The sequence below is a fragment of the Micromonospora sp. NPDC004540 genome (genome assembly GCF_040610095.1).
In the GTDB taxonomy this organism is placed as follows: domain Bacteria; phylum Actinomycetota; class Actinomycetes; order Mycobacteriales; family Micromonosporaceae; genus Micromonospora.
In genome coordinates this window covers 70,290-91,803 of the sequence record NZ_JBEXLR010000011.1, presented here as the reverse complement: position 1 = coordinate 91,803, position 21,514 = coordinate 70,290, and the positions used below count along the sequence as shown (strand labels likewise).

At 68.5% G+C, this 21,514-nt stretch carries 22 protein-coding genes, 1 tRNA gene and 3 pseudogenes; 10 read left to right on the top strand and 16 right to left on the bottom strand.

The features are described 5' to 3' along the window. Both ABZV78_RS06340 and ABZV78_RS06335 read right to left on the bottom strand, forming a co-directional pair. Positions 1 to 456: an Rrf2 family transcriptional regulator gene (locus ABZV78_RS06340; RefSeq protein WP_355635849.1), complete on the bottom strand. Its 456-nt coding sequence runs from the start codon at positions 454 to 456 to the stop codon at positions 1 to 3. A gap of 7 nt (positions 457 to 463) precedes the next feature. After that, entirely contained in the window at positions 464 to 1,378 is a 915-nt protein-coding gene (locus ABZV78_RS06335) for an AraC family transcriptional regulator (RefSeq protein ID WP_355635847.1), read from the bottom strand. 151 nt (positions 1,379 to 1,529) lie between these two features. Here ABZV78_RS06335 and ABZV78_RS06330 point away from each other — a divergent pair, with 151 nt between their 5' ends. Further along, on the top strand, positions 1,530 to 2,306 hold the full coding sequence (locus ABZV78_RS06330; protein ID WP_355635845.1) for an SDR family oxidoreductase: 777 nt from the start codon (positions 1,530 to 1,532) through the stop codon (positions 2,304 to 2,306). Positions 2,307 to 2,385: 79 nt separating this feature from the next. Here ABZV78_RS06330 and ABZV78_RS06325 read toward each other — a convergent pair whose 3' ends face one another. After that, positions 2,386 to 2,817 (bottom strand): SsgA family sporulation/cell division regulator, encoded by a 432-nt coding sequence (locus ABZV78_RS06325; RefSeq protein ID WP_007457244.1) that lies wholly within the window; start codon positions 2,815 to 2,817, stop codon positions 2,386 to 2,388. 272 nt (positions 2,818 to 3,089) lie between these two features. On the opposite strand from ABZV78_RS06325, the gene ABZV78_RS06320 reads away from it, so the two are divergent. Further along, on the top strand, positions 3,090 to 3,620 hold the full coding sequence (locus tag ABZV78_RS06320) for a TIGR02611 family protein (protein ID WP_355635843.1): 531 nt from the start codon (positions 3,090 to 3,092) through the stop codon (positions 3,618 to 3,620). Between the two features lie 50 nt (positions 3,621 to 3,670). Further along, positions 3,671 to 3,742 (top strand) — tRNA-Val (locus tag ABZV78_RS06315). A gap of 77 nt (positions 3,743 to 3,819) precedes the next feature. On the opposite strand, the pseudogene ABZV78_RS06310 reads toward ABZV78_RS06315, so the two are convergent. The 9 genes and pseudogenes from ABZV78_RS06310 to ABZV78_RS06270 all read right to left on the bottom strand — a co-directional run bounded on the left by ABZV78_RS06310 (position 3,820) and on the right by ABZV78_RS06270 (position 12,541). Then, a pseudogene (locus ABZV78_RS06310) lies at positions 3,820 to 5,039 on the bottom strand (site-specific integrase). Further along, positions 5,039 to 5,230 (bottom strand): annotated as a pseudogene (locus ABZV78_RS06305) (DNA-binding protein). The pseudogenes ABZV78_RS06310 and ABZV78_RS06305 overlap by 1 nt, the downstream one beginning before the upstream one ends. Further along, positions 5,227 to 5,751: pseudogene (locus ABZV78_RS06300) on the bottom strand (replication initiator); the annotation flags it as partial. The pseudogenes ABZV78_RS06300 and ABZV78_RS06305, both read right to left, overlap by 4 nt. Before the next feature lie 140 nt (positions 5,752 to 5,891). Beyond that, positions 5,892 to 6,830: an HAD-IA family hydrolase gene (locus tag ABZV78_RS06295; protein WP_355635841.1), complete on the bottom strand. Its 939-nt coding sequence runs from the start codon at positions 6,828 to 6,830 to the stop codon at positions 5,892 to 5,894. Between the two features lie 739 nt (positions 6,831 to 7,569). Continuing rightward, entirely contained in the window at positions 7,570 to 8,352 is a 783-nt protein-coding gene (locus ABZV78_RS06290) for a methyltransferase domain-containing protein (protein ID WP_355635839.1), read from the bottom strand. 248 nt (positions 8,353 to 8,600) lie between these two features. Next, positions 8,601 to 9,425: an LLM class flavin-dependent oxidoreductase gene (locus ABZV78_RS06285; RefSeq protein WP_355635837.1), complete on the bottom strand. Its 825-nt coding sequence runs from the start codon at positions 9,423 to 9,425 to the stop codon at positions 8,601 to 8,603. 328 nt (positions 9,426 to 9,753) lie between these two features. After that, positions 9,754 to 10,575, bottom strand: a complete 822-nt coding sequence (locus tag ABZV78_RS06280; RefSeq protein WP_355635835.1) for an alpha/beta hydrolase — start codon at positions 10,573 to 10,575, stop codon at positions 9,754 to 9,756. Between the two features lie 434 nt (positions 10,576 to 11,009). Further along, positions 11,010 to 11,396, bottom strand: a complete 387-nt coding sequence (locus tag ABZV78_RS06275) for a VOC family protein (RefSeq protein ID WP_355635833.1) — start codon at positions 11,394 to 11,396, stop codon at positions 11,010 to 11,012. Between the two features lie 599 nt (positions 11,397 to 11,995). After that, positions 11,996 to 12,541, bottom strand: coding sequence for a hypothetical protein (locus ABZV78_RS06270; protein WP_355635831.1), 546 nt, complete (start codon positions 12,539 to 12,541; stop codon positions 11,996 to 11,998). A gap of 613 nt (positions 12,542 to 13,154) precedes the next feature. Here ABZV78_RS06270 and ABZV78_RS06265 point away from each other — a divergent pair. After that, a complete protein-coding gene (locus tag ABZV78_RS06265) occupies positions 13,155 to 13,574 on the top strand; it encodes an ASCH domain-containing protein (protein WP_355635830.1) in 420 nt (139 codons plus the stop codon). A gap of 542 nt (positions 13,575 to 14,116) precedes the next feature. Continuing rightward, complete coding sequence (locus ABZV78_RS06260) at positions 14,117 to 14,401, top strand: hypothetical protein (RefSeq protein WP_355635828.1); 285 nt, start codon at positions 14,117 to 14,119, stop codon at positions 14,399 to 14,401. Between the two features lie 269 nt (positions 14,402 to 14,670). Here the strand turns inward: ABZV78_RS06260 and ABZV78_RS06255 are convergent, their stop codons facing one another. Then, on the bottom strand, positions 14,671 to 14,910 hold the full coding sequence (locus ABZV78_RS06255) for a GntR family transcriptional regulator (RefSeq protein ID WP_355635826.1): 240 nt from the start codon (positions 14,908 to 14,910) through the stop codon (positions 14,671 to 14,673). Positions 14,911 to 15,143: 233 nt separating this feature from the next. Here ABZV78_RS06255 and ABZV78_RS06250 point away from each other — a divergent pair, with 233 nt between their 5' ends. Genes ABZV78_RS06250 through ABZV78_RS06240 form a run of 3 tightly spaced genes read left to right on the top strand, consistent with a single transcriptional unit; the run spans position 15,144 to position 15,774 of the window. After that, positions 15,144 to 15,389 carry a hypothetical protein gene (locus ABZV78_RS06250; protein ID WP_355635824.1) on the top strand — a complete coding sequence of 82 codons (246 nt, stop codon included), beginning with the start codon at positions 15,144 to 15,146 and terminating at the stop codon, positions 15,387 to 15,389. Further along, positions 15,386 to 15,604, top strand: a complete 219-nt coding sequence (locus ABZV78_RS06245; RefSeq protein ID WP_355635823.1) for a flavin reductase — start codon at positions 15,386 to 15,388, stop codon at positions 15,602 to 15,604. Before ABZV78_RS06250 ends, ABZV78_RS06245 begins: the two co-directional genes overlap by 4 nt. Next, positions 15,601 to 15,774: a hypothetical protein gene (locus ABZV78_RS06240; RefSeq protein ID WP_355635822.1), complete on the top strand. Its 174-nt coding sequence runs from the start codon at positions 15,601 to 15,603 to the stop codon at positions 15,772 to 15,774. Before ABZV78_RS06245 ends, ABZV78_RS06240 begins: the two co-directional genes overlap by 4 nt. Positions 15,775 to 16,097: 323 nt before the next feature. Here ABZV78_RS06240 and ABZV78_RS06235 read toward each other — a convergent pair whose 3' ends face one another. After that, positions 16,098 to 17,762: a DUF885 domain-containing protein gene (locus ABZV78_RS06235; RefSeq protein WP_355635821.1), complete on the bottom strand. Its 1,665-nt coding sequence runs from the start codon at positions 17,760 to 17,762 to the stop codon at positions 16,098 to 16,100. A gap of 423 nt (positions 17,763 to 18,185) precedes the next feature. On the opposite strand from ABZV78_RS06235, the gene ABZV78_RS06230 reads away from it, so the two are divergent. Beyond that, complete coding sequence (locus ABZV78_RS06230; RefSeq protein ID WP_355635819.1) at positions 18,186 to 18,716, top strand: GNAT family N-acetyltransferase; 531 nt, start codon at positions 18,186 to 18,188, stop codon at positions 18,714 to 18,716. A 461-nt stretch (positions 18,717 to 19,177) separates the two neighbouring features. Then, positions 19,178 to 19,495: a VOC family protein gene (locus tag ABZV78_RS06225; protein ID WP_355635869.1), complete on the top strand. Its 318-nt coding sequence runs from the start codon at positions 19,178 to 19,180 to the stop codon at positions 19,493 to 19,495. 218 nt (positions 19,496 to 19,713) lie between these two features. Here the strand turns inward: ABZV78_RS06225 and ABZV78_RS06220 are convergent, their stop codons facing one another. Both ABZV78_RS06220 and ABZV78_RS06215 read right to left on the bottom strand, forming a co-directional pair. Continuing rightward, positions 19,714 to 20,769, bottom strand: coding sequence for a CapA family protein (locus ABZV78_RS06220; protein WP_355635817.1), 1,056 nt, complete (start codon positions 20,767 to 20,769; stop codon positions 19,714 to 19,716). 222 nt (positions 20,770 to 20,991) lie between these two features. After that, a complete protein-coding gene (locus tag ABZV78_RS06215) occupies positions 20,992 to 21,495 on the bottom strand; it encodes a hypothetical protein (protein ID WP_355635815.1) in 504 nt (167 codons plus the stop codon). Positions 21,496 to 21,514: the final 19 nt, after the last annotated feature.

Below are 21,514 nucleotides of genomic sequence, written 5' to 3'. Positions count from 1 at the left end.
TCAGCGGGGCTCCCAGGCGTCGGGGCGGGCGATCAGCTTGCGGACGTGGCCGGGGAGCTTCCCGCTGGCCATCTCGGCCAGGCTCACCTCGTCGACCACCTGCCGGACGGCGGCGCGGACGGCCACCCAGAGCCGGGGCAGGTTCTCGGCCGCGCCCTCGTACTGCGTCTCCTCGGGGCGCAGCCCGCGTACCCCGGCGAGGGGGCCGTCGACGGCGCGCAGGATCTGCCCGATGGTGACCTCGCGCGGCGGCCGGGCCAGGGTGTAGCCGCCCTCGGCGCCGCGCTGGGCCCGGACGATCCCGGCCCGGCGCAGGTCGGCCAGGACCGCCTCGAGGAACTTGCGGGGCATGTCCTGCTCCGCCGCGATGGCCTGGGTGGACAGCAGGGTGGGGTACGCCGTGGCCAGGCTCAGTGCGGCCCGGACCGCGTAGTCGCCGCGCGCGGAGATCTGCACAGTGCCATCATGCCCGGCCGACGGGGGCGGGGGAGTCGGCGGGCGGCCGAGGGCGCACCATGCGGACGGGCAGGGGTTGCTCCCGGGCGGCCCGGAAGGCCCCGGGACTCACCCCGACCTCGCGGGTGAAGAAGCGACCGAAGTTGGTCGGCTCGGGAAAGCCGAGCCGCCGGCCGATCCGGGCGATCGGCTCGTCGGTGGCGGCCAGCAGCCGGCTGGCCTGCAACGCCACCCGCTCGTCGATCACCTGCTTGGCACTGCGGCCGGTCACCGCCAGGCAGGCCCGGGTCAGGGTGCGCACCGAGCAGCCGAGCTGGGCGGCGTAGTCCTCCACCCGGCGGGTGTGCCGGTAGCCGCGCTCCACCTCCCGGCAGAGCCGCCGAAAGGTCTCCGTCTCGGCCCCCGGCGTGGCCCGCTCGTCGGCGCCGGACAGCAGGTTCAGCCGCAGCAGCAGCACGGCGAGCTGGTGGCGCAGCAACGCCGCCGCGGCCGGGATCCCGGCGTGCCGGTCGGCGTCCACCGCCAGCTGGGTCACCTCGCTGATCACCGCGTCCTCGTCCTCCCCGGCGAGCTGCCGGTACGCCGGCACCGCGTCCGGGTCGACGTCCAGGCCGCGCAGCGTCTCCGGACCCCAGCGCACCACCGTCGCGTCGAGCTGCGGACCGAGGCAGCGCAGCACCTGACCGGGGCGGGCCCGCAGCAGCGTGCCCGGGCGACAGGGCAGCGCGCGGAAGTCCAGCTCCGCGCTGCCGTGACCGTGGGTGACCAGGATCAGCAGGTCGGCGCCGAGGAGGGCCGGCCGGGGCCAGCCGGGCGCGGGCGCCAGCTCGGCGAGCGCACCGGTGACGATCTCGTCGGCGTCGACGCGAGGCGCCGACAGGTCGGTGCGGGTGGCCGGGGAGGGCTGACCGGTAGTGACCATCGTCCCGACGGTAACCGCCCGGCGCGCACGTTGCATCTCGACGGTTTCGGCCGGTCTTGTCGGTAGCGGGAGCCGACGGTTAGGTTACCGATCGGTAGCGCCGGGGTCGCCCGACCGACCCGCGGCCCGACACACCGGCGATGGGATGGGCATGACGGATCTGTTCTCGGTCGAAGGCAAGACGGTCCTGGTCACCGGCGGCTCGCGGGGGATCGGTCTGATGATCGCCCGGGGCTTCGTACGGGCCGGCGCCAAGGTCATCATCTCCTCGCGCAAGGCCGACGTCTGCGAGACCGTGGCCAAGGAACTCTCCGCCGAGGGGCACTGCGAGGCGATCCCCGCCGACCTCGGCCACGACGAGGGCGCGCTCGGGCTGGCCGAGGCCGTGCGGGAGCGCACCGACCGGCTCGACGTGCTGGTCAACAACGCCGGCGCCACCTGGGGCGCGCCGCTGGAGTCGTATCCCGAGGCGGCGTTCGACAAGCTCTGGGCGGTCAACGTCAAGGCCGTCTTCCGGCTCACCACCGCGCTGCTGCCCGCGCTGCGCGCGGCAGCCAGCCCCGACGACCCGGCCCGCGTGATCAACATCGGCTCGATCGACGGCATCCGGGTGCCGTGGATGGAGGTGTACGCCTACTCGGCGACCAAGGCGGCCGTGCACATGCTCACCCGCAGCCTCGCCCACCAGCTCGCCGGCGAGCGGATCACGGTCAACGCGATCGCGCCCGGCCCGTTCGAGAGCAAGATGATGGCCTTCGCGCTGGACGACCCGGCCTCCCGGGCGGCCATCGAGCAGCAGGTGCCGCTGGGCCGGATCGGCCGCCCCGAGGACATGGCGGGCACGGCGATCTACCTGTCGTCGCGGGCCGGCGCGTACCTGACCGGGGCGGTCATCCCGGTCGACGGTGGGATCACCACGCACGGCTGAGGTGCTCCCGGCGTACCCGGAACTGACGGCCCGGGGCCGCGCGGACTCGGCAGATCCGCGCGGCCCCGGGTGTGCCGTGTCAGCGGCCGGCGAGCAGGCGGTTCACCGCCGTGTCGACGTCCAGGTGCTCGGCCTCGCGGCCGCGCGGGACGACGACGTAGGTCCGGCGCAGGAAGCGCACCAGCACGCTGCGCGGGACCTCGAAGAGGGCGTTGCCGTCCGGGGACGACAGCGCGAGCGCGACGAAGTCGCCGCGCGGGGTGGCCCACGGCCAGACCCGGACGTCGCCGATGCCGGCCGGCTCGTCGAGCCCGGTGACCAGCAGTTCGCGGGCGAACGACCAGCTCACCGCCTCGCCGCCGGCGGATTCGGCGTGAAACAGGACATGGACCGCATACGGGTCAGCAGGGTCGTAACGCAGACTGGCACGCACCGGCAAGGCGGTGGCGTCAGGCGCGACGAGCCTTAGCGACGTCTCGACCTCTACGGTCGTCGGTCGAATGACACTCATGGACGTTCTCCCCCCGGCACCGCTGCGGAACGCGCGTGTCCCGCTTTTCCCATACTCAGGTGCTGCTCCTGGCTACGCTCCGCCATACGCTGACTTCACCCAGTGGTGGGAAGGGGGTCGGAAAGCCTTCGAGAACATGAAAATTCTTGTAGGATTTCCGGTTCCGCCCGATCCGCGTCCCGCCCGGCAACAGGTGGTTCAGTCGTCGACTTACTCCGGTAACGTCCAGTCCTCAGCGAGGGTGACGGTCGCGGGCGACACTGGGGGTGGAAATGGTCACGAGGGGTTCCTCGGTGGAAACGAGGACCACGGCCGGCCCGCCGAAAGGTGCGGCCCGAGCAGCCGAAAGTCGGGGGTACGAGGTGCCTGTCGAAGGGGGTCCGCGGACCGCTCTGGCCGAGCGACGCGACGGCTGGCGGGGCCGCCTGCACGCCACCCTCGAACTGATTCGGGCCAACCCCACCGGCCGGGTCGCCCTCAAGATCTTCATCGGGCTGCTCGGCGCCATCGTGGTCACCGTCGGCATCGCGCTGATCCCGCTGCCCGGGCCCGGCTGGCTGCTGGTGATCGCCGGCCTCGGCGTCTGGGCCGTCGAGTTCCACTGGGCGCGGCGGCTGCTCGCCTTCACCCGCCGGCACGTCAACGCCTGGACACGCTGGGTTACCAGTCGATCGCTGCCCGTACGCTGCGCCCTGGGCGCCGTCGGGCTGGTGTTCGTGTCGGTCGTGGTGTGGCTGTCGCTCAAGTACAGCCTCGGCATCGACCTCGTGGCGCGGGCGCTGCACTACCTCGCGACGCACTGAGACCCGGTTTTTGGTCCGGGGTCTCGATCAGGTAGAGTCATCGGCGCTGAGGGCGATTAGCTCAGCGGGAGAGCGCTTCGTTCACACCGAAGAGGTCACTGGTTCGATCCCAGTATCGCCCACGCAGGTCAAAGGCCACTTCCCGGGTTCGGGAGGTGGCCTTTCTGCTTGTGTACAGCAGCTAAGTACAGCAGCCCGGTCATCGAGCTAGCGAGTCGCCGAGCCGCTTGAGGGCTTCTCTCGTCGCCTTTGACGAGACTTGGGTGTAGATCTCCATCGTTACCGAGAATCTGGCGTGCCTCAGCACCTGCATGGCGACTCGCGGATGGACGTCCAGGTCGGCCAGGAGCGTGGCGCAGGTTCTTCTTGCGTCGTGAACGGTGATCGGCTTGACGTTGGCCTTCTCGCACCTCGTCTGCCACGACCGTTGGAAGTTGCGCGGCTCGATTGGTGTGCCATAGCGGGTGGTGAATACGAGTCCGGTTTCGTGCCACGCATTGCCTGCCGCTGCTTCAGCCTCGTCGCGTTGTTGCTGTCTGAGCTTGAGGGCGGTCAGGCAGATGTCGGGCAGGGGGAGGGTGGCGTTGGACGCCTGGGTCTTGGTGTCGCGGTGGAGGAGCTGGCCGCGGACGCGTTGCAGTTGGCGGCCGATGGTCAGCTCTCCGGCGTCGAGGTCGACGTCCTCCCAGGTGAGCCCGAGGGCTTCGCCCTTGCGCAGACCGGTGACGAGGACCAGGGCGTAGGCCGCGTAGAGCGGGTCCTCGTCGGCGCGGGCCGATTCGAGAAACTTCCGCGCCTCGTCGCTCGACCAGGACTTGCCCCTGCGGCGGCGGACGGTGGCGAGGGTGACCGGCACGGCGGGGTTCTTGGTGATGAGGTCTTCGGCCTGGGCGTGGGTGAGGGCGGCCCGCAGCGCGGCCCGGATGTCGCTCAGTGTCCGCGTCGACGGGACGGCCCGGCAGCAGCGGCCAACCGCGCAGCAGCGCCGCTTGTGCTTCGGGCGGGCGGCGTCCTTGCCCTGGGCGCAGCACTGGCAGGTCCGGGCCACCTGGTTGATCCACGTCTGCACGTCGCGGGATTGGAGCCGGTCGAGCCGCTTGGACCCGAGGCCAGGGGAGATGTAACGGCGGACGACGTCTCGTAGGTGGCGTAGGTCAGGGGAGCCCGGTTCGGCTGGATGATCTCGGCCAGCCACCACGTGAGGAAGCTGCCGACCGTCGGAACGCTGGTCGCCACCGGTCCGGCCTTGGCCTGTTGGTGCAACTTGATCCACTTGTCGTGGACGGCTTCGCGGGTCTTGCCGTAGACGTACTTGCGAGTGCGTTTGCCGTCGGGCTTGGTGACCCAGACGTAGGCGGCGAAGCCGTTGCGGTAGGGGAAGATCGAGCCTTCGCCGTTTGCACGGGCACGTCCGGGCATCAGGCGGCCTCCTGGCGTTCGACCTGTTCGCGGATGTAGTCGTCGACCCATTCGGGGAGGATGCGGCGGTACTTCCTTGATGGAGCGCAGCTCGCCGGTGGCGATCTTCATCTTGACCTTGGAGATGCCGAAGCCGAGCAGCACGCGACTTCTGCCGGTGAGTACCAGCGGGGGCGGAGGTCGTGGCTCATGCGGCGGCCCCGGTGAGCCAGGCTTCGTAGGCGAGTTCTTCCCGGCCGATGCGTCTGCTCTCACGTCGCTGTCGGGCGGCGGTGTTGGCAAGCAGGGCATCGCCTTCCGTGAGCCAGCCGGACCCGAGGTAGGTGAGGGTGCCGACGGTGATCGTGTCTGTTGTGGGTTCGTCGTCTTCTTCGCGCCGGTAATTAGCGCGGATGGCGCGGAGCAGGCCAAATGTGACGGAGTAGCGGCGGGCTTTGGTGAGGAAGTGGCCGCCGAAGCCGAGCATGTGTGCCCAGCGGCGCAGCCCGGAGTAGGGGCGCGGTTTGGTGTCAAGGCTGGCTTGACGGTCGCCGGCGGTTGCGGCGCCGCCGGTCATGTCGGTGTGGGTGGGGCGGCCGAGGTGCCAGCAGGCGTCGATGAGGCGGGCGAGGTGGTCGCCTTCGGGGTCGGCGTAGTCGTCGATGGTGGCCGGGGTGAGTCGGGTGGACGAGTGGCCCGTGGCTTCGGTGGACTTGGTGGCGTACTTGGAAACCGCTCACCTGGGAGGGGGAGGGGTGGCCGCCGGTGGCCAGCTCCGACCCCGGGAGCCGGGTCCGTACCAGGCGAGGTCGGGTCAACAGCGCCACTGTGGCGGTGTCCGCCGGGGGCGCGGTCCGTGACACGAAAGCCGACTCAGTCTGTCCCGGCAGCGTCCGTACGGGCGTCAAGGTCCGCTTGACGTGGCGGACCGGGCGGCGGCCCACTCCCCAGAAGGGCGGCACGCGATGCCCACGCGGCGCCCCGGCTCCCCCTGGACACGGCGGCGCCGAGTACAGAGGTATCGAGATGCTTGAGGGACTCCAGTACCAGAGTGGCAATCGCAAAGCGCGGATCGCAGCGATCAGCGGCCTCGGGAACGGCGACGACCGCCATCTGGGCTGACACGCCAGCGAGGACGCCGTTGAGCGAGTCCTCGATCACCACGCACTCGTCGGGTGACGCACCGAGGGCGGCGGCGGCCCGGAGATAGGCACCCGGGTGGGGCTTGCCGTGTTCGTCGTCTTCGGCCGAAAACACGGCATCGAAGGATCGGTCGAGGCCGGCGCTCGCGAGCGCATGCCGAATCACCGACTCCGGCGACGATGACACGACGGCGATCGCCCTTGATGCACGCGCACACGTCGCGACGGCGTGATCGGCGCCGGGCTTCACCGCCACTCCCTCCCTCAGCCTGCGGCACACCGCGGCGACGATCTGCTGCTGGACGTCGTCGGGGTCGGCTTGAATGGTGGCCCGATCGAACCAGTAGGCCACCATGTCCCTTTGCCGCATCCCGCGCGTCGCCGCCTGCATCTCCGTCGTGAGGTGCAGGCCGAGCGGACCGAACACTTCACGCTTTGCCGCGTCCCAGATCGGCTCGGAGTCGATCAGAAGCCCGTCTAGGTCGAATAGGACGACCGGTTGCATCAGCTGAGACGGTCTACGATGAAGCACATCGCGATGAGCTCCCGACACCAGTGCTCGAATACCTCGCGTCGCATCTGACGCTTCGATCGGCGCGTCGCGGATTCGCCCCTGCTCGCCGACTCGCTCGACAAAGGTCTCAAGGCCAATCGAGGGATCAACAGCCACGGTCATCAGTCTATGCAAGGCCGCCGAGGGGCAGTGCCGTGGACAGCAGGCAGACCGAGATTCGTGCCCGACCCGTGCCCGACCCAGCGGTCAACACCGGTTAGCATCGCGACATTGGGCAGCCACAACATCGATCGCTATGCGTTTCCAACCGCCCGCCATGGCTGGTCAACGCCTCGACCGAACCGTTTCGTCAGAGCGATGCAAGGCACCTTCCAAGCTGACGGTGCCTGGCAGGGTTGGTCGGGCTTGCACTCTCGACGTAGGGCACACTTGCGTAGACGGCCCGGCCGGGGAGCCCGCCCCCGCGCGGCTGGAGCTAAGCCGAGCCGGCGTCTCGGTGACGCGACGGGGCACCGTCGCGGCGACAGGTGTCTTGGAACCCGACGGGCCGTCCCTCATCGCTCGGGCCTGCGGTGATCGTGGCTGCCATGGGTGACTATCTGAGTGACGACGGGTGTGAGCGGCGGAGGACGTCTACGGACTCCCAGGGACGGTTGCCGCAGCTAGATTCTCCTGGCAATGCAGGTCAACGAGCCCTGTTGGTTGCCTGGGGGTCAAGGAGTCCGCCGGGGCACACACGGGGCACAAAACACTGTGAAACGTCGGCAACCAGCCATCAACAACGTGAGCCCAGGAGCAAGCGTGACCAGTGCGCCGACCAGGTCGCCGCAGGTCACGGGCGAGGCGGTCTAAGTTCCGCTTCAACGTCTGAGGATCTGCCTGGTGACCGCTTGCGTCAGCTGACCGTGGCGGCGGTGAGGAAGAACGTGACTGTGTATGTAAACCGGTGCGCGGCGACGGCATCGTCGAACGCGTCTGCGAAGGCCTGCGCCTCGGCAGGGTCGAGTGCGCCACGTTCGGCAGCTGTGGCGGCCCAGCTTCGGAGGCCGAGCACGTTGTCGACGGCGGTCGGGTTGCGGACCACGAGGGTTCGGGCTTCGACGTTGATGTCGACCAGGCCGTACGCGGCGAGGAGGCCGGCATGTTGATGAGCCAGGGTGCCGTTGCGGAGGAGGACATCAGCTCGGAACCGCAGGACGCGCCGAGCCAAACTCTGGTCGGCGATGTCGAGCACCTGAGTGTCGTAATCCGGGTCTGCTAGGACGACGCGGCCACTCGGCCGGACGACCCGGACCAGCTCTTTGATCGCGGCGTGGGGATCGGCGACGTGTTGCAGTGTGCGATCGGCCCATGCTCCATCAAAGGAGCGGTTGAGAAACGGAAGGTGATGGGCGTCGGCAACGGCGCATTCGGTCAAGCCGCGGGCTCGCATCGCAACGGACATCGTCCGGGCGTGGTCGACCGTTGCCACGCTGACGCTGTGGTCATCCCTCAGCCGGACCGCGCTTGCCCCTGTTCCGGCGCCTACTTCGAGATAGCGGCGACCAGGAGACGGACGGAGTAGCTCACGTACCCGCTGCTGGTATGACCGGTAGAACGGCTCCTCGGTGAGGCGGTCCAGGACGGCCACCCACGAGGTCGGGTCGGGCTGGTGGTCGACGTCGATGAACCCATGCATGGTCGGAGCCTATTTGCGGCGGTTCCTGCGGTGCTGACCGGATGCGGCATTCCAACGCGGTCATGAGTTCCCCGGAGCCGGGCCAGGCCGTCGCCAGGCCGTCGAGCGCCGAACAGAAGTGACGAACGACGACTACTGACGACGACGTATGCCCAGCTAACAGCGGGAGCCGGCCTAATGGCCGGCCAAGACCACCAGGGCTTACCTGTAGTTGGTGAACCGAGGGGCCGAGACGCCGATGTCGGGATTCAGGCAGGCGGGCCAGCGAGGATGCGCTGCCATGCGTCGTCTCTCCCACCGCGCCACCAGCCCATGGCTTCGATCCACCATGTGAGCCCGACGGCGGCGTACGGGGCGATGATCTCGGCGGCGTTGTCCGGGGAAGTCCAGCCCTCTAGCCCGACGTCGAACCCGTCCAGCGACCCCCGCTGTGAAGCGACGAACTGTACCGCGGCGGCGAAGTCCTCGACCGGCACGGGAACCGTCCTGCCCGCGTCGGCGAACGTCGCTACCATCCCGTCCCAGCGGGCAGAACGTCGAAAGCCCGGCCGGTTGGGCCATCGGCCAGCACACCAGACCGGTATGCGCGGCCGTTGTACAGCTGTCGGCAGCATCCGTACCCGCGCGCCGGATGGCATGGGCACTTCCTGGCCCGACCACAGGTCTGTGAGCTGATTCAAGGACTCGTCCAGGCGTCTACCGCGGCTTCGCAGGTCGGGATCCTCCCCGAAGGCGGCGTACTCGCTATCCATCGAGCCGATACCCGCCCCGAAGACGAGCCGCCCGCCGGACAGAGTGTCCAGGGTGACGGTCTCCCGAGCCACGGTCTGCACCCGACGTCTGGGTAACGCCATCATGAGTACGCCGAGCCGGATACGCGACGTTCGGGCCGCCATCGCGGAGGCGACGACCACCGAATTCATCACGGGCCAGTCCGCCTGGTGATAGAGCACGTGATCCCACAAAAAGACCCCGTCCCAGCCCTGCTCCTCGGCCGCGACGGCCATGTCCACGAGTAACCGGGCATCGGCGAAGGGTCCGACATTCGGCAGGCCAACAGCGTATCGAGGCACTTGCGTAACCCTAGCCAACTGTCGATCTCACCGACAGTCGTCATGGTCCCGCAGTTCGCGACAGCCGTGGGCAAGCGGCGAGAGGTCGGACCCGGCCGTCGGGCGACGGTCTGAGGAGATCGGGCGGGGCCGCCGACAGCAGCGCTGACAGCAACGGACCCGAACTGGGACGATTGCTGCCCACCGGCCCCGGACGGTCGCCCGAGGCCGCGGACGAGGGCGGACTACGCCGGACGGAGCGCACAGAGCTTGTAAGCGAGGCGTCGAGGGAGGGGCGGCGGACCGGGTCTGGCCAGCTCGGGAAAACCGAAGGCTAGGTCGCCTCAGGTCAACTCCTCAGGAACGCGAGCAGATCATCGTTGACCTGGTCCTGGAGCGTGGACGTGATGCCGTGCGGCGCTCCCGGGTAGTAGATGTCCTTCGCGTTCGCGATGAGCTGGGCGGTCTTCCTCGCCGAGTCCTTGACCGGGACGATCTGGTCGTCCTCGCCGTGCAGCACCAGGGTGGGGATGTCGAACTTGGCGAGATCGTCGCGGAAGTCCGTCTCGGAGAAGGCCTTGATGCTCGCGTAGGCGTTCCACAGGCCGGCCTGCATGCTCCACAGCCAGAACTGGTCGAGGATCCCCTTCGAGACCTTCGCCCCCTGCCGGTTGGCGCCGTAGAACATCTGCGCCAGGTCCTGGTAGAACTGCGACCGGTCCTTCATCAGGTTGGCGCGCATCTGGTCGAAGACGGCGATGGGCAGGCCCTCGGGGTTGTCCGGCGTCTGCACCATGATCGGCGGCACGGCGGAGATGAGGACGGCTTTGGCGACCCGTCCCGTCCCGTGGCGGCCGATGTAGCGCGCGACCTCACCACCGCCGGTCGAGTGCCCGATCAGCGTGGCATCGGTGAGGTCGAGCGCCTCGATGACCGCTGCGAGGTCGTCGGCGTAGCCGTCCATGTCGTTGCCGCCGGAGGCCTGGCTCGACCGGCCGTGACCACGGCGGTCGTGCGCGACGACCCGGTACCCGTTCTGCACGAGGAAGAGCATCTGCCCGTCCCACGCGTCCGCGTTCAGCGGCCAGCCGTGGGAGAAGGTGACAACCGGGCCCGCACCCCAGTCCTTGTAATAGATCTCGGTGCCGTCCTTGGCGGTGATGTAGCTCATGCCGCTGTCCTTCCGATTCGTCACGGTTTGGCATGCCGGGCCGGACCGGCCCGTACCGCAGAACCGCCGAGAGTTGCGAGACGGGGTGCAGCAGCCCGTGCCCGCGATGCCGGCTTTACCCGATGTTAGAGGGCAGTGCGTAAACCATGCGCCGAGATCGGCGAACGCAGGGAAGGATTCCGCGAGCCGCCTCAACCGTTGCTCTGTCCCGTGGATGTGGCAACCGTCAGCGGACGCGGTGGCTGTGCGGCAGGTCCCTTAAGCGAGACGTCGAAGCCGAGCGGAGTCAGCAGCGAGTCAGCAAATTGCCCGCTGCGCGACGACAGCGGGCGGAACGAACAACGTAGCTGCTGTGCGTGAGCGGACGAGATGACATCGGTCGGCACTGGCTGACAACCACGACCAGGCTCCCCCCGGCGGGGTCTGTGCTCTGCTCAGGCTGGCCCACGGCTGTCAGCCCCTGCCGGCTCCCAGAGCTGGACCACGTTGCCCTCTGGATCTCGCAGGCTGGCGAATCGGCCATTGGGGTATTCCTCGGGGTCGACCTCGACGTCGATACCAGCACCACGCAGCTGGGTGACCATCGCATCTAGGTCGGCGACGCGGAAGTTGAGCGACCAGGAGTGATCAGGACCGCCAAAGTGCTCCGAGTCCGCCTGCATAGCGGCCAGGACAGTTGGACCGGGCTGTTGCCACCATGAGGACACGTCGTATGACTCCGGTGCCGAATCAACCCCGAGGTGGGTGGCGTACCAATGATTTAGTCGGTCAGGGTCATGGGCGCGAAAGAAGAGCCCGCCGATGCCGGTCACCCGTTCCACAGATCCTCCCCGGTCCTAAGGCCTGTTCTGTCTCAGACTGATCATCCCCGATACGGCGCGGTAGATGAACGAGGGCAGGCTGCCGTGCCCGGGCCCTACGGCGCGGAAGTACAGCGACTGACCCAAACCGCTGGCGCTCCCAATCCGAGCGGTTGAGGCTTGCGACCTGCCTACGACCCCAAGCGGCCACCTCGCAGACAATCCATAGGTTCAGTAGCGGGCCGGGACGTCGGACCCGATCGACCCCCGTACGAAGCAGCGAGGAGGCATCGAACGCTCCGTCTGGGGGCAACATCTGACGACAACAGGCGGGGTTGTCGCCGAGCTTGGCGACACAGGATGAGAGCCGATGGCAACAGACGATGCGCCACAACGGCGTTCGGGACGAAGTGTGCAACGCCGTGCGGGTTAGCGGCCTCGGTCGGGCTGCTTAGGCGTATCCCCGGCTTGGTGCTGTTGATCGACTCCGATGCAGGCGATCACCGCGGACCGGTCAGCAGCAAGGGGTTTGAGGTAACGATCGGCCACGACAGCATCGCGCCCCGTGCCCGGCGAGGTGGTGACGAACGGCGACCGCCAGGGTAGGTGATGCATGAGCCTCAGCCGGACAGCTGCCGCAACAGGGTCCGTGCGGCAGCCTCGGCAATGCCGGGATGGTAGATGTGGAGGTCGTCGCCGCTGAGCGGTTCAAGGAGTTCAGGCGCGGCCACAACCCGGCCCTGGACGCTGATGGCAATCTGGCGCCCGGCAGCCCGTGCCGTCCATGCAGCGAATTCATCGCGATCTTCTGGCAGTAGCGTCACCACCACGACAAAATCGCGGAGCGCATCCTGTACCAGCTCAACCCGTTCGGCCCGGGTCACGTTGAGGCCGGGATCAAGGAAGTAGCACCAGTCCCCGCCTGCACCCGGGCCAGGCAATCCGCCTGCGCCCTCGACACATGCGGCCTGGTCTATCCGGGCCACCACCTGCACCGACACCGGGTTGCGGAGCTGCCGCGGCGCCATCGTGGGCACGGCCGCTGTGCTCGGCTGCGGGGTCCGTTCACCGTGCAGCGACGTGCATGCGGCCGGGCCGATGGTGACCATGCTCGCAAGGAGGGCAACGGCTGCCCCGGATTGCCAACGTCGGCGCAGCACAGCCATGTCGTCTTCCGATCTTGAACGTGGGGCGGTGAGGAGCCCTCCTATAATCCGATCCGGCGTCAAGAGTCCTGCCGTCGGCCAGGGGATGCACCTCCAAGGGAGATGTCGGCGGGGCCGAGCCCTTCGATCTGCATCAACGCGGTTGCCGCCGCATCCGGTCCCGCTGCATGCGCAGCGCTGCCGCTGCGGCAGCTATCAGCAGGACCGCCAAAACGGGCCCGCCAGCCATGACCGCCAGGCCCGCTAGCTCAGCAGTCGTCCCCCACGGCGCACGAGCCAGCAGAGAGTCAGCGAACGGGGCGACTCCGGCCGACACCAAAGGTCACAGCCGGCGAGACGCCGAGAGCAGGACCACAGGCAACGACACCCGCCGACACTGGTCGACAACGCCGACCAGGCTCCCCCCGGCGGGGTTCGGCCTGGGGCGCCGGCGGAACGGCTGTCGACAGCAACGCTGACAGCAACGCCGCCGGACGGCGGCATATTGACGAGCGCTGGCACGGACGAAGCTCCGAGCGCGCAGCCGTTGCTGGACGCGTCCGGACGCGACGCACAGAGCTTGTAAGCGAGATATCAGTCAGTGGCGGCTCGCCGGTTCACTTACCCTTCCCGCATGAATCTCGATGATCTTCCCCTGGCGGAGTTCGCGTTCCCCGGGCCGCTGCGAGACAAGCTGGTGGCCGCCATCCTGTCCGGCGCGAAGTCCTCGACCTCCAGCCTTGTGCTCGGATACGAGTGCGCGAACGAGCCGCTGCCTCAGGTCGGCCAGCGATCGGCGGTGGTGGACTCGGAGGGCCGGCGCGTCGCGGTGATCGAGCTGACCGAGGTGCGTGTGGTCCGGCTCGCCGATGTCGATCTGCAACACGCCCTCGACGAGGGCGAGGGAGATGAGTCTGTGGCGCAGTGGCGGGCCGGGCACGAGGCGTTCTGGCAGAGCGAGGAAGTGCGCGCGGAGCTGGGCGACCCCGGCTTCACCGTCGACGACGACACCCTGGTGCTGGCCGAGCGTTTCCGGCTGGTGCACACCGTTTGATCCGACTGGCTCGCGGTCTTTCCGACTCACGTCACCGGCAAGCCTCCGGGGCTCGCCGAGCAGCCAGACGAGCAGCCAAACCGGCGAACAGCAGCGGACAATCACGGACCGGGTATCAGGTCGAGTAGGAGGACCAGCCGGCGGACCAGCGCCCGGCCACCGACTCGTAATGAGCAGGTCAGCGGTCGATGTGGAGCGGACCGACGGGATAGGTCCTGCGAGCCGCGTGGACTGGCTGAGGGCCAGGTCGATGCAGCCGGGTCTGGTCGGAACCACCGCCACCGACTTGGGTATGTCGCATGATGCGGGTGGCGGCGATGAGTAGGTCAGTGACGGTCCATATGCGGCCGTGGCGGGCGTAGATGGCGACGCCCTGGGCGCGGTGGCGGTGGGTCCACACGGTGGGGAACTGCTTGACGAGCGCGCCGGCTGGCGCGCCGAGGCCGGGTGCGGGTGTCGGCGCGCAGGTGTCGACAACCCGTCACCACTGCTGCTGTTTTGGCCCAGTGACCATCGGCAATGCATCATGCAAACGTGAGTGGATGAACACGAGCGCGTCCGTTCTAGTCATCATCAGTGTTGCGATCGGGTTTCTGGCCGGGCGTGCCTATCAGGTCGCTCATCGGGCCTGGTCGGACTACAAGAAGACGAAGGCGCTCGTGCCGCAACTATTGAAGGCGTTCTGGGCGGCTGTGCGGGGGGCTATCGTGATCCTTGCCGTCGCCTTAGCGTGGATGGTTGGTTCCGCATGGGCGGCCGCATCCAGCAACTCGACGGACGGCCCGTCGCCGTCGCCGTCATCGCCAGCTCCGTCGCATGGTCGATAGAGCGCGGGTGACGCTGCCGACGTGCCGTGATCCGACATAGATTGGTCGCAGCCGGTTACCCGGCCACGGCCTACCCGGAGTCTGGCCTGTGCTCTGAGTATTTGGCGGCAAGCGGCGAGACCGCCAGCAGCAGCTGGCGCAACACGTCGACAGGCGGCATCGTGAACGTACTCAGGGCCGCAAGGCGGCAGCGGATGCCGTTCAATCGATGCGCCATGACCGCGTTCACGTCGAAGAGGTTTGGCAGCCGCAACGGCGAGCAGATGCGGCTACTCCGCGACGAACACGCCCACGCCGGGCAGAGTCTCGGTCAGCCCCTTGATCCGTAGCACCTGCATGGCTCGGTCGATCACCGGCTCCGTGACGCCGTAGTGCTCGATCAACTCCCGTCGGCTGGGCAGCTTGGAGCCCGGCGGAAATTCACCGGACGCGATGCGTTCGGCGAGGTCGTCGGCAATCTGCTCGTAGCGGTAACGCGGTGGCACGGTGTTCCCCTCGGTTGGCAACACGAGCAGACCACCTACGTCAGCCCTTGACTACCCAACGGTACCTATGGGAGGTTGCCGAGGAGGTCGATTCCCCCGGTTGGCGCTGTGGGCCGTCCTCGCCGGCGTGGATGTCCGGCGCATCCCCCGCGATCGGGCATCCACGCCTCCGGACACCTGCAGCACGAGGAGGCGGCAGTGCTCCCTTCCAACTCCCCAACCCGGCGAAGAGTGGCTCCGGCGGCTGTGGCGAGCCGATGAAGCGGATCTCCTACGACGAGTACCTCCTGGCGGCAGCCCTCACCCTCGCCCGCCGCCACCGGCCCGTCTGGTCCTGGCGGCACTGGCGGCACATCTGCCGCTGCGGCGCGACCCTGCCCTGCCGCAGCCGTCACCGCATTCCGATCAACCGTGGTCACTGGCCCAGCCAGGACATCCCGTCGAGCAGCTTCTTTCCGCAACGCCGGCTCGAGCAGCCCGCGGAGCAGGACGGTCCGCGATGACCACTCACCACCCGGCCAAGCCGGCCTGGTCCTGCGGCGGCTGTGCGGGGGAGTGGCCCTGCCAGACCCGCCGCCGGGAGCTGCGAGCCGAGTACGAGCGCGCCCCAGTGTCGCTGGCCCTCTACCTGGCCGCCCATCTCGTCGACGCTACCCAGGACCTGGCCCACGTCCCCGCCGGCCACCTGCACCACCGGTTCCTCGGCTGGACCCGATGAGCATCCTGCGACCCGGCGACGAGAAGTTCCACTACAGCGACGGCTCCCACCGGTGGATCCCACCCGACGCCGACTACGACCAGGAGGTCTGGAACGAGCAGGTCCACCAGCACAAGCAAAGCCACCTCAGAAACGAGCGCCCGAAGGTTCGCATCCAGCGCCTCGTCTGACACCAGCAGTACAGCAGCGAAGTACAGCTACCGTGCCAGCCAAACCGAGCCAAGAAGGGCCTCAGCAGGCCGTTTGGCCTCGTATCAAGCCCGACCCGACCGGCTCGCCGAGAGTTCACACCGAAGAGGTCACTGGTTCGATCCCAGTATCGCCCACCATAAATAAAGCAAGCTCAAGGCCCCTCGATCGAGGGGCCTTGACTCGTATCTGAGGGTCAGTTGTTGCTCGGAGGCAGCGAGAAGGCAGCAACGGACTTCAACACCCGGCGGTCACGCTCAGCCGTGGAGTGGGTGTAGCGGTTCAATGTCGTCGACACGTGCAGCTACAAGCGCGATCCCTGGCTTGTTTCATCGCGGTGCGCGAGTGGTGCGTGGTCATTCTGGAGGGCGGCTGTCAACTGATCCAAGCCCAGCGAACCCAGCTCCAGCGCGTGACGATGGTATGCGCGCCGGTCGCCAGGGAAGGACGAGCGGCCTGCCAGCCACACGCGCTCACCCACCTTGTAGGCCAGCGCCTGCCCTGGCCGGCCCAGGTAACGCCCGAGTTCGGCGGAGGCGTACGGCCCCTGGTGACAGCGGTCCCGCAGCAACTCCAGCGCGGCATCCGGCGTCCACACTGCTCTGTCACCTGACGGCATCGGCAGTTGCAGGTGCAGGCCGATGTCGAGCACAACCCGTGCCGCCCGCAGGAGCTGCATGTATAGATGTCCGAGTCGAGCACCCGGCTGTTCATAGAGCCCGAGCTCGTCCATGAACCGCTCGGCGTACAGTGCCCAGCCCTCCTGGCTGCCGGAGAGGCCGCCGAGCAGGTTCAGCCGCTGCCCGAGGCCTCCCCGGCAGACCTCCGAGCCGAGGTGGAGGTGGTGGCCGGGAACGCCCTCGTGATAGGCGGTGCTGTAGGCGTACCAGGTGGGGAAACTCGCTGCGTCCTCCGGGAGGGACCACCAGACCCGGCCCGGCCGCGTCAGGTCCCGCGACGGCCTGATGTAGGCAATGCCGGACGACGTCGTCAACCGCGACTCGATGCGCCGCAGCGGCGCGGGGATGTCAAAGTACACGCCGTCCAGTCGCTCGGTGGCGGCCTCCAACAGCTCCTGCAGCCACGCGGCGAACGCCTCCCTGCTGTGCAGCGTGCCGGGCGTGTCGGGGCTGGCGAGCCAGGCAAGCACCTCTGGCACGCTCCCGCCCAGGGCCTTCGCTTCCGCGATCAGCGCTGCCTCTATCGCTCGGAACTCGTCCCAGCCCCAGTCGTACAGCTCGCGCAGATCAGGCTGGGCCGCGAGGAAGGTGCGCACCCAGAGTGCGTACCGCTGCTGGCCGAACGCTTCCTCCTCAACGGCCCGCGGCGCCAGGTCCGCGGTCAGCATTTCGGCCAGTTTCTGGTACGCCACTCGCGCGCCCGTCGCTGCGGCCTGCAACGACGCCCGCTGACGCCCCTCGCCGTAGCGATCCACCAGGGCGACATCATCGTCGATCCAGTTGCGGCAGCGCTGCGTGACGAGCTCCACTTGACGCCGCGCCGGCAAATTGCCGCGCTCCGCGGCGAGTAGGAGACTGCGGGCATACCCGTCCATGGCCGCGGGGATCGCGGCCAGGCGTGCGCCGACACGAGCCCAGCCCTCCTCGAAGGCCGCGCCCTCGGCGCCGCGGCTGGGAACCGCGGCCTCGACGGCCTGGCGGATAAGCTCGAGTGGACCGGTGGCCGCCGCGTGCAGTTCGCGCAGGTCCTCCCCGGCGTCGTGGAAGGCGACACGCGTGTGCAGCCGTTCGGCGAGGTGTGCGTGCAGCGGGGTCGCGGCCGGCAGTGCGTCACCCAAGATCTCGAGCTCGCGCAGGGCGCGGGCTGCAAGGTCGGCGCGGGCCTGGTGGCCCTCGGGGCTGTAGTCGGTAAGCCCATCGACATCCTGCTCGCCAGCCTCGACGACCGCTGTGCAGGGATCGAGGCCGGCCATGTCGCACAGGAGCCGATCCGCGAAGTTCTCGATCATGAAGGCAATGCTAGGGCCTTGCCCTAGCTGCGGTGGTGCGAGCTTGCATCGATCGCGGCAAGCGGTTCAGAACCATCTGACAACTTCCGCTCATCGGGCAGCAGACGTCGGAGGTGGACGAAGACGTCGAGGAAATCGCGGCGGACCTCGATGCGTGCCTTCAGGGCGGTCCCGAGCAGAGCTCAGCGATCGTTACTCGGGTCTACGTGGGAGAGCCGGATCAGTCGTGGCCTGGGTGGAACCACGCGGTTCTCTATGCCGCCAAGCGGAAGACCTCGTCCGGCGAGTGGTGAGCCCGCTCAGGGAAACTGGGCGCTGAAGGCAGCAGGAAGGCAGCGAACGCGGTGACAACTGATGACACCCGCCTCCGCCTTCGGGCAGCCTGGAAAGGAAGGAGAGATGCCTGCCTGCGACGATGGGTGGGTGAAGATCACCCGACTCGTTACCTCCGAGGATGCGCTGGCCCTGGCCGAGTTGCTCCGCGTCAACCGTGAGTTTCTTGCGCCGTGGGACCCGATCCGGAGCGAGGACTACTTCACGGCAGACGGCCAGCACGCCGTCATCGAAGCCGATCTCCAGCAGCACGAGCAGGGATCAAAGCTGCCCCACGTCATCCTCGACGACTCCGGTCGCGTGATCGGCCGCATCACGCTCAACGGCATCGTGCGTGGCCCTTTTCAGTCATGCGCCATGGGCTACTGGGTAAGCGCCAGCCACAATGGCCAAGGGTTCGCGACCAGGGCGGTGCGCGAGATCGTGCGGGTGGCCTTCGAGGAGTTCGGGCTGCATCGGGTGCAGGCAGAGACCCTGCTGCACAACGCCAGATCGCAGCGAGTGCTCGAACGAAACGGGTTCGTGCAGTTCGGCATGGCGCCGGAATACCTCAATATCGCCGGCCGGTGGCAGGACCACGCCATGTACCAGGTGGTGAAGACGTCGTCGGCGACCGGGTGACCCTCATCGGCCACAGAGAGGTCAGGGGCGCCTCGGCTGTCCAGCGCGTCGTGGCTTAGTCCTTTTGCTTCCATCGGGCCGTGAGGACGGCAAGGAGGAAGAGGAAGCTGGGGCCTGCGAAGACCACCAGGCCACATTCGACGACGCCGCCGACATCCACCGGCCGACTGTAGATGACTCGCCAAAATCTGGTCCGAGTCGAGAGACATCACGGGCGTGTGGGCACACAGTGGGTCCGCTGGTGGGCCGAGCCCGGCCCCCAAGTTCCGCTGCAACTTCGGGGAGCATGTGCCAGGTGGCTCGGCGTCGAGCGATGATTTTTGACCGGTAGGCCGGTCCGTCACGGTGACAGTTTCCGCCCAGACCTGGAGTTGCCACCATGCCTACTTCGCCCGTAATCGTCAGCCTGCCGATCGCGGGACCGCCCGACGTCGCACCGCTTCTACTCCGAGGCCCTCGGCCTGGCGGCGCTCGGCGAGCCGGCAGCGGACGGAATCCCCGAGCCGCTGCAGTTCACCGTGAACGACGGCTTGCGGTTGATGTTGGTGCCGAGCGGAGGCTTTGGCTGGGTCATCGGTGACCATGAGGTCGCCGATCGGGACCGCAGTGAGTGCGTGCTCGGTCTGAGCGCCGAGAGTCCGGCGGAGGTCCAGCGGATCGTCGAGCAGGCCCGGTCTGCGGGCGCCCGGGTCGTGACGCCCCCAGCCGAGCAGCCGTGGGGTTACGTCGGCACATTCGCCGACCCCGACGGTCACCTCTGGATGGTGACGGCGGTCTGAGATAGCCCGATCCGCCCCGCCCGCCGAGAGGGCACACCGAAGTGGTCAGGGCTGTCCGCCCCCGCCCGGCTGGTGCCGGCTGTTGGACGGCGGCGTCATACCGCGAGGCCGGTGGGCGTCGGACTGCCTGCTGGGCCCACCTCTTCGCGGGCGCTAAGGAGTGCATGAGACGGGCTGCGGTAGCTGCGCCTTGGTGGTGCCCCAAGTGTTCGGATCGATCAGGGGGCGGGGCTCGCGGCGAGTCCGGTGCAGGCGCGCAGGTCCGCATACTCCCGGCGGATCCGGGCCGCGTCGTCCCCGCCGGCGGGTTCGGGTCGGCCGGTGCGTCGGGAGATCGTCGCGGGCACGAATTCGGTCTTCGAGATCGTCGATCCGTCGAGGGTGACCCGCAGCACCCCCGTGTCGTTGCTGTACGCGTCGTCGCGCCACCACACGAAGTTGCCGAGCCCGTACTGGACGAAGGTCCTGCCGAGCCACCCGTCGCCGAGCAGGAGGTGCGCGTGGGTGCCGACCACCATCGTGGCGCCCGCGCGGGCCATCTCGCCGGCGAACGCGCGAGCCTCGTCGGGTGGACACGCCTCGCCCTCCGTACCCCAGTGGACGTAGACCACGACCACGTCGGCCTGCTGCCGGGCGGCCTGAACCGCGGCGACGGCGCGGGGCAGGTCCCTGGTCATCGCGATGCCGGCCCGGGTCTCTGTGGCCCTCCACTGCGACCACAACTCGGCGACCTGGCTGAACCCGAGTACGGCGATTCTGGTGCCTCGTATCTTGGTGATCCACGGCCGGTACGCCGCCGCAGCGTCGGCGCCCGCCCCGACGGCCGGCACCCCGGCGGCCCTGGCCGCGTCCACGGTGTCGGCCAGTCCCGCCCTTCCGTAGTCCAGCGCGTGGTTGTTCGCGATCGACACGACGTCGATGCCGGCGGCCTTCACCGCGTCGTACGCGCTTGCCGGCGCCCGGAAATGGAACTCCTTCGGCTCAGGAGCGCCCCGCGTGGTGACCGCCGTTTCCAGGTTGACCATCGCCAGGTCCGCGGCCGACAGGGTCGACGAGATCGGCCCGAACGCGGTCGCCGGGTCGTCGAGCAGATCACGCGTACGGTCGGCGAAGTGCACGCCGCCCGCGAACGCCAAGGTGATCTCGGCAGGCTGGGACGGGGACGCGGCCGGCGCGGAACGGGTGGGCGCACCCGCCGGTGGGATCCGGGCGGCGTCGCACGCCGCTACGGTCAGAGTCGCTGCCAGCGCGACGAAGGAACGTGCCCATTTCACTCAGCGCAGCGTACGGAAACCCGCCGGACCCTGGGCCGACTTGGCCAGGATTGCCCTCGGGCTGACCTGCGGGATGTCGGGGCCGAGATGCGAAACCTGGACGGGCAGCTGTTGGTCGGGACCCGACATGTCGGGTCCCGGCCAACAGCAGATCCATCCATGGGCGACGGCTGACGCGGTCCTGCCGGGGGAGTACCCCGTGTACGGATGGACCGGCTCAGGTCAGGCGACGTAGCGACGACGCCGTTGCGCGCGAAGCAGTACGAGGCCGACCAGGATGAGACCGCCGCCCACGGCAGTGAGCTTGCCGAGCGTCGGGCCGGAGATTGCCGCGCCGGTCACCGGCAGGCTGGGGCGGGGTGTCCCGCCGCTCGCCGGGCAGGTCTGCGCCAGGTCGAATGTTCCGTCGGTGCCCGTGATCACCGCCCTGGCGTTGGTGAGGGCGAAGGGATTCACCAGCTCGCCGGTCGAGGACAGGCCGGCTGGCGTCCTGATCCACGCCCGGTTGCCGACGATCGCGCGGTCACCGGCCGGTGTCGTCGTGATGGTCTCCGTGACGGGGCCACCCTCCGTGGCGAACTCGATGGTCAGTGAGGTGAAGTTGCCCTGCTGCGCGGCCGGCAGGGCGAAGACCCAGACGTCCTCGCCCTGGAACGGGCCACCACCGAGGTTCGGGTCGCACCGCTGAGTACCGAACGCGGCGTCCGGCGCATGGGAGATCAGCACGATCCCGATTACGACGTTG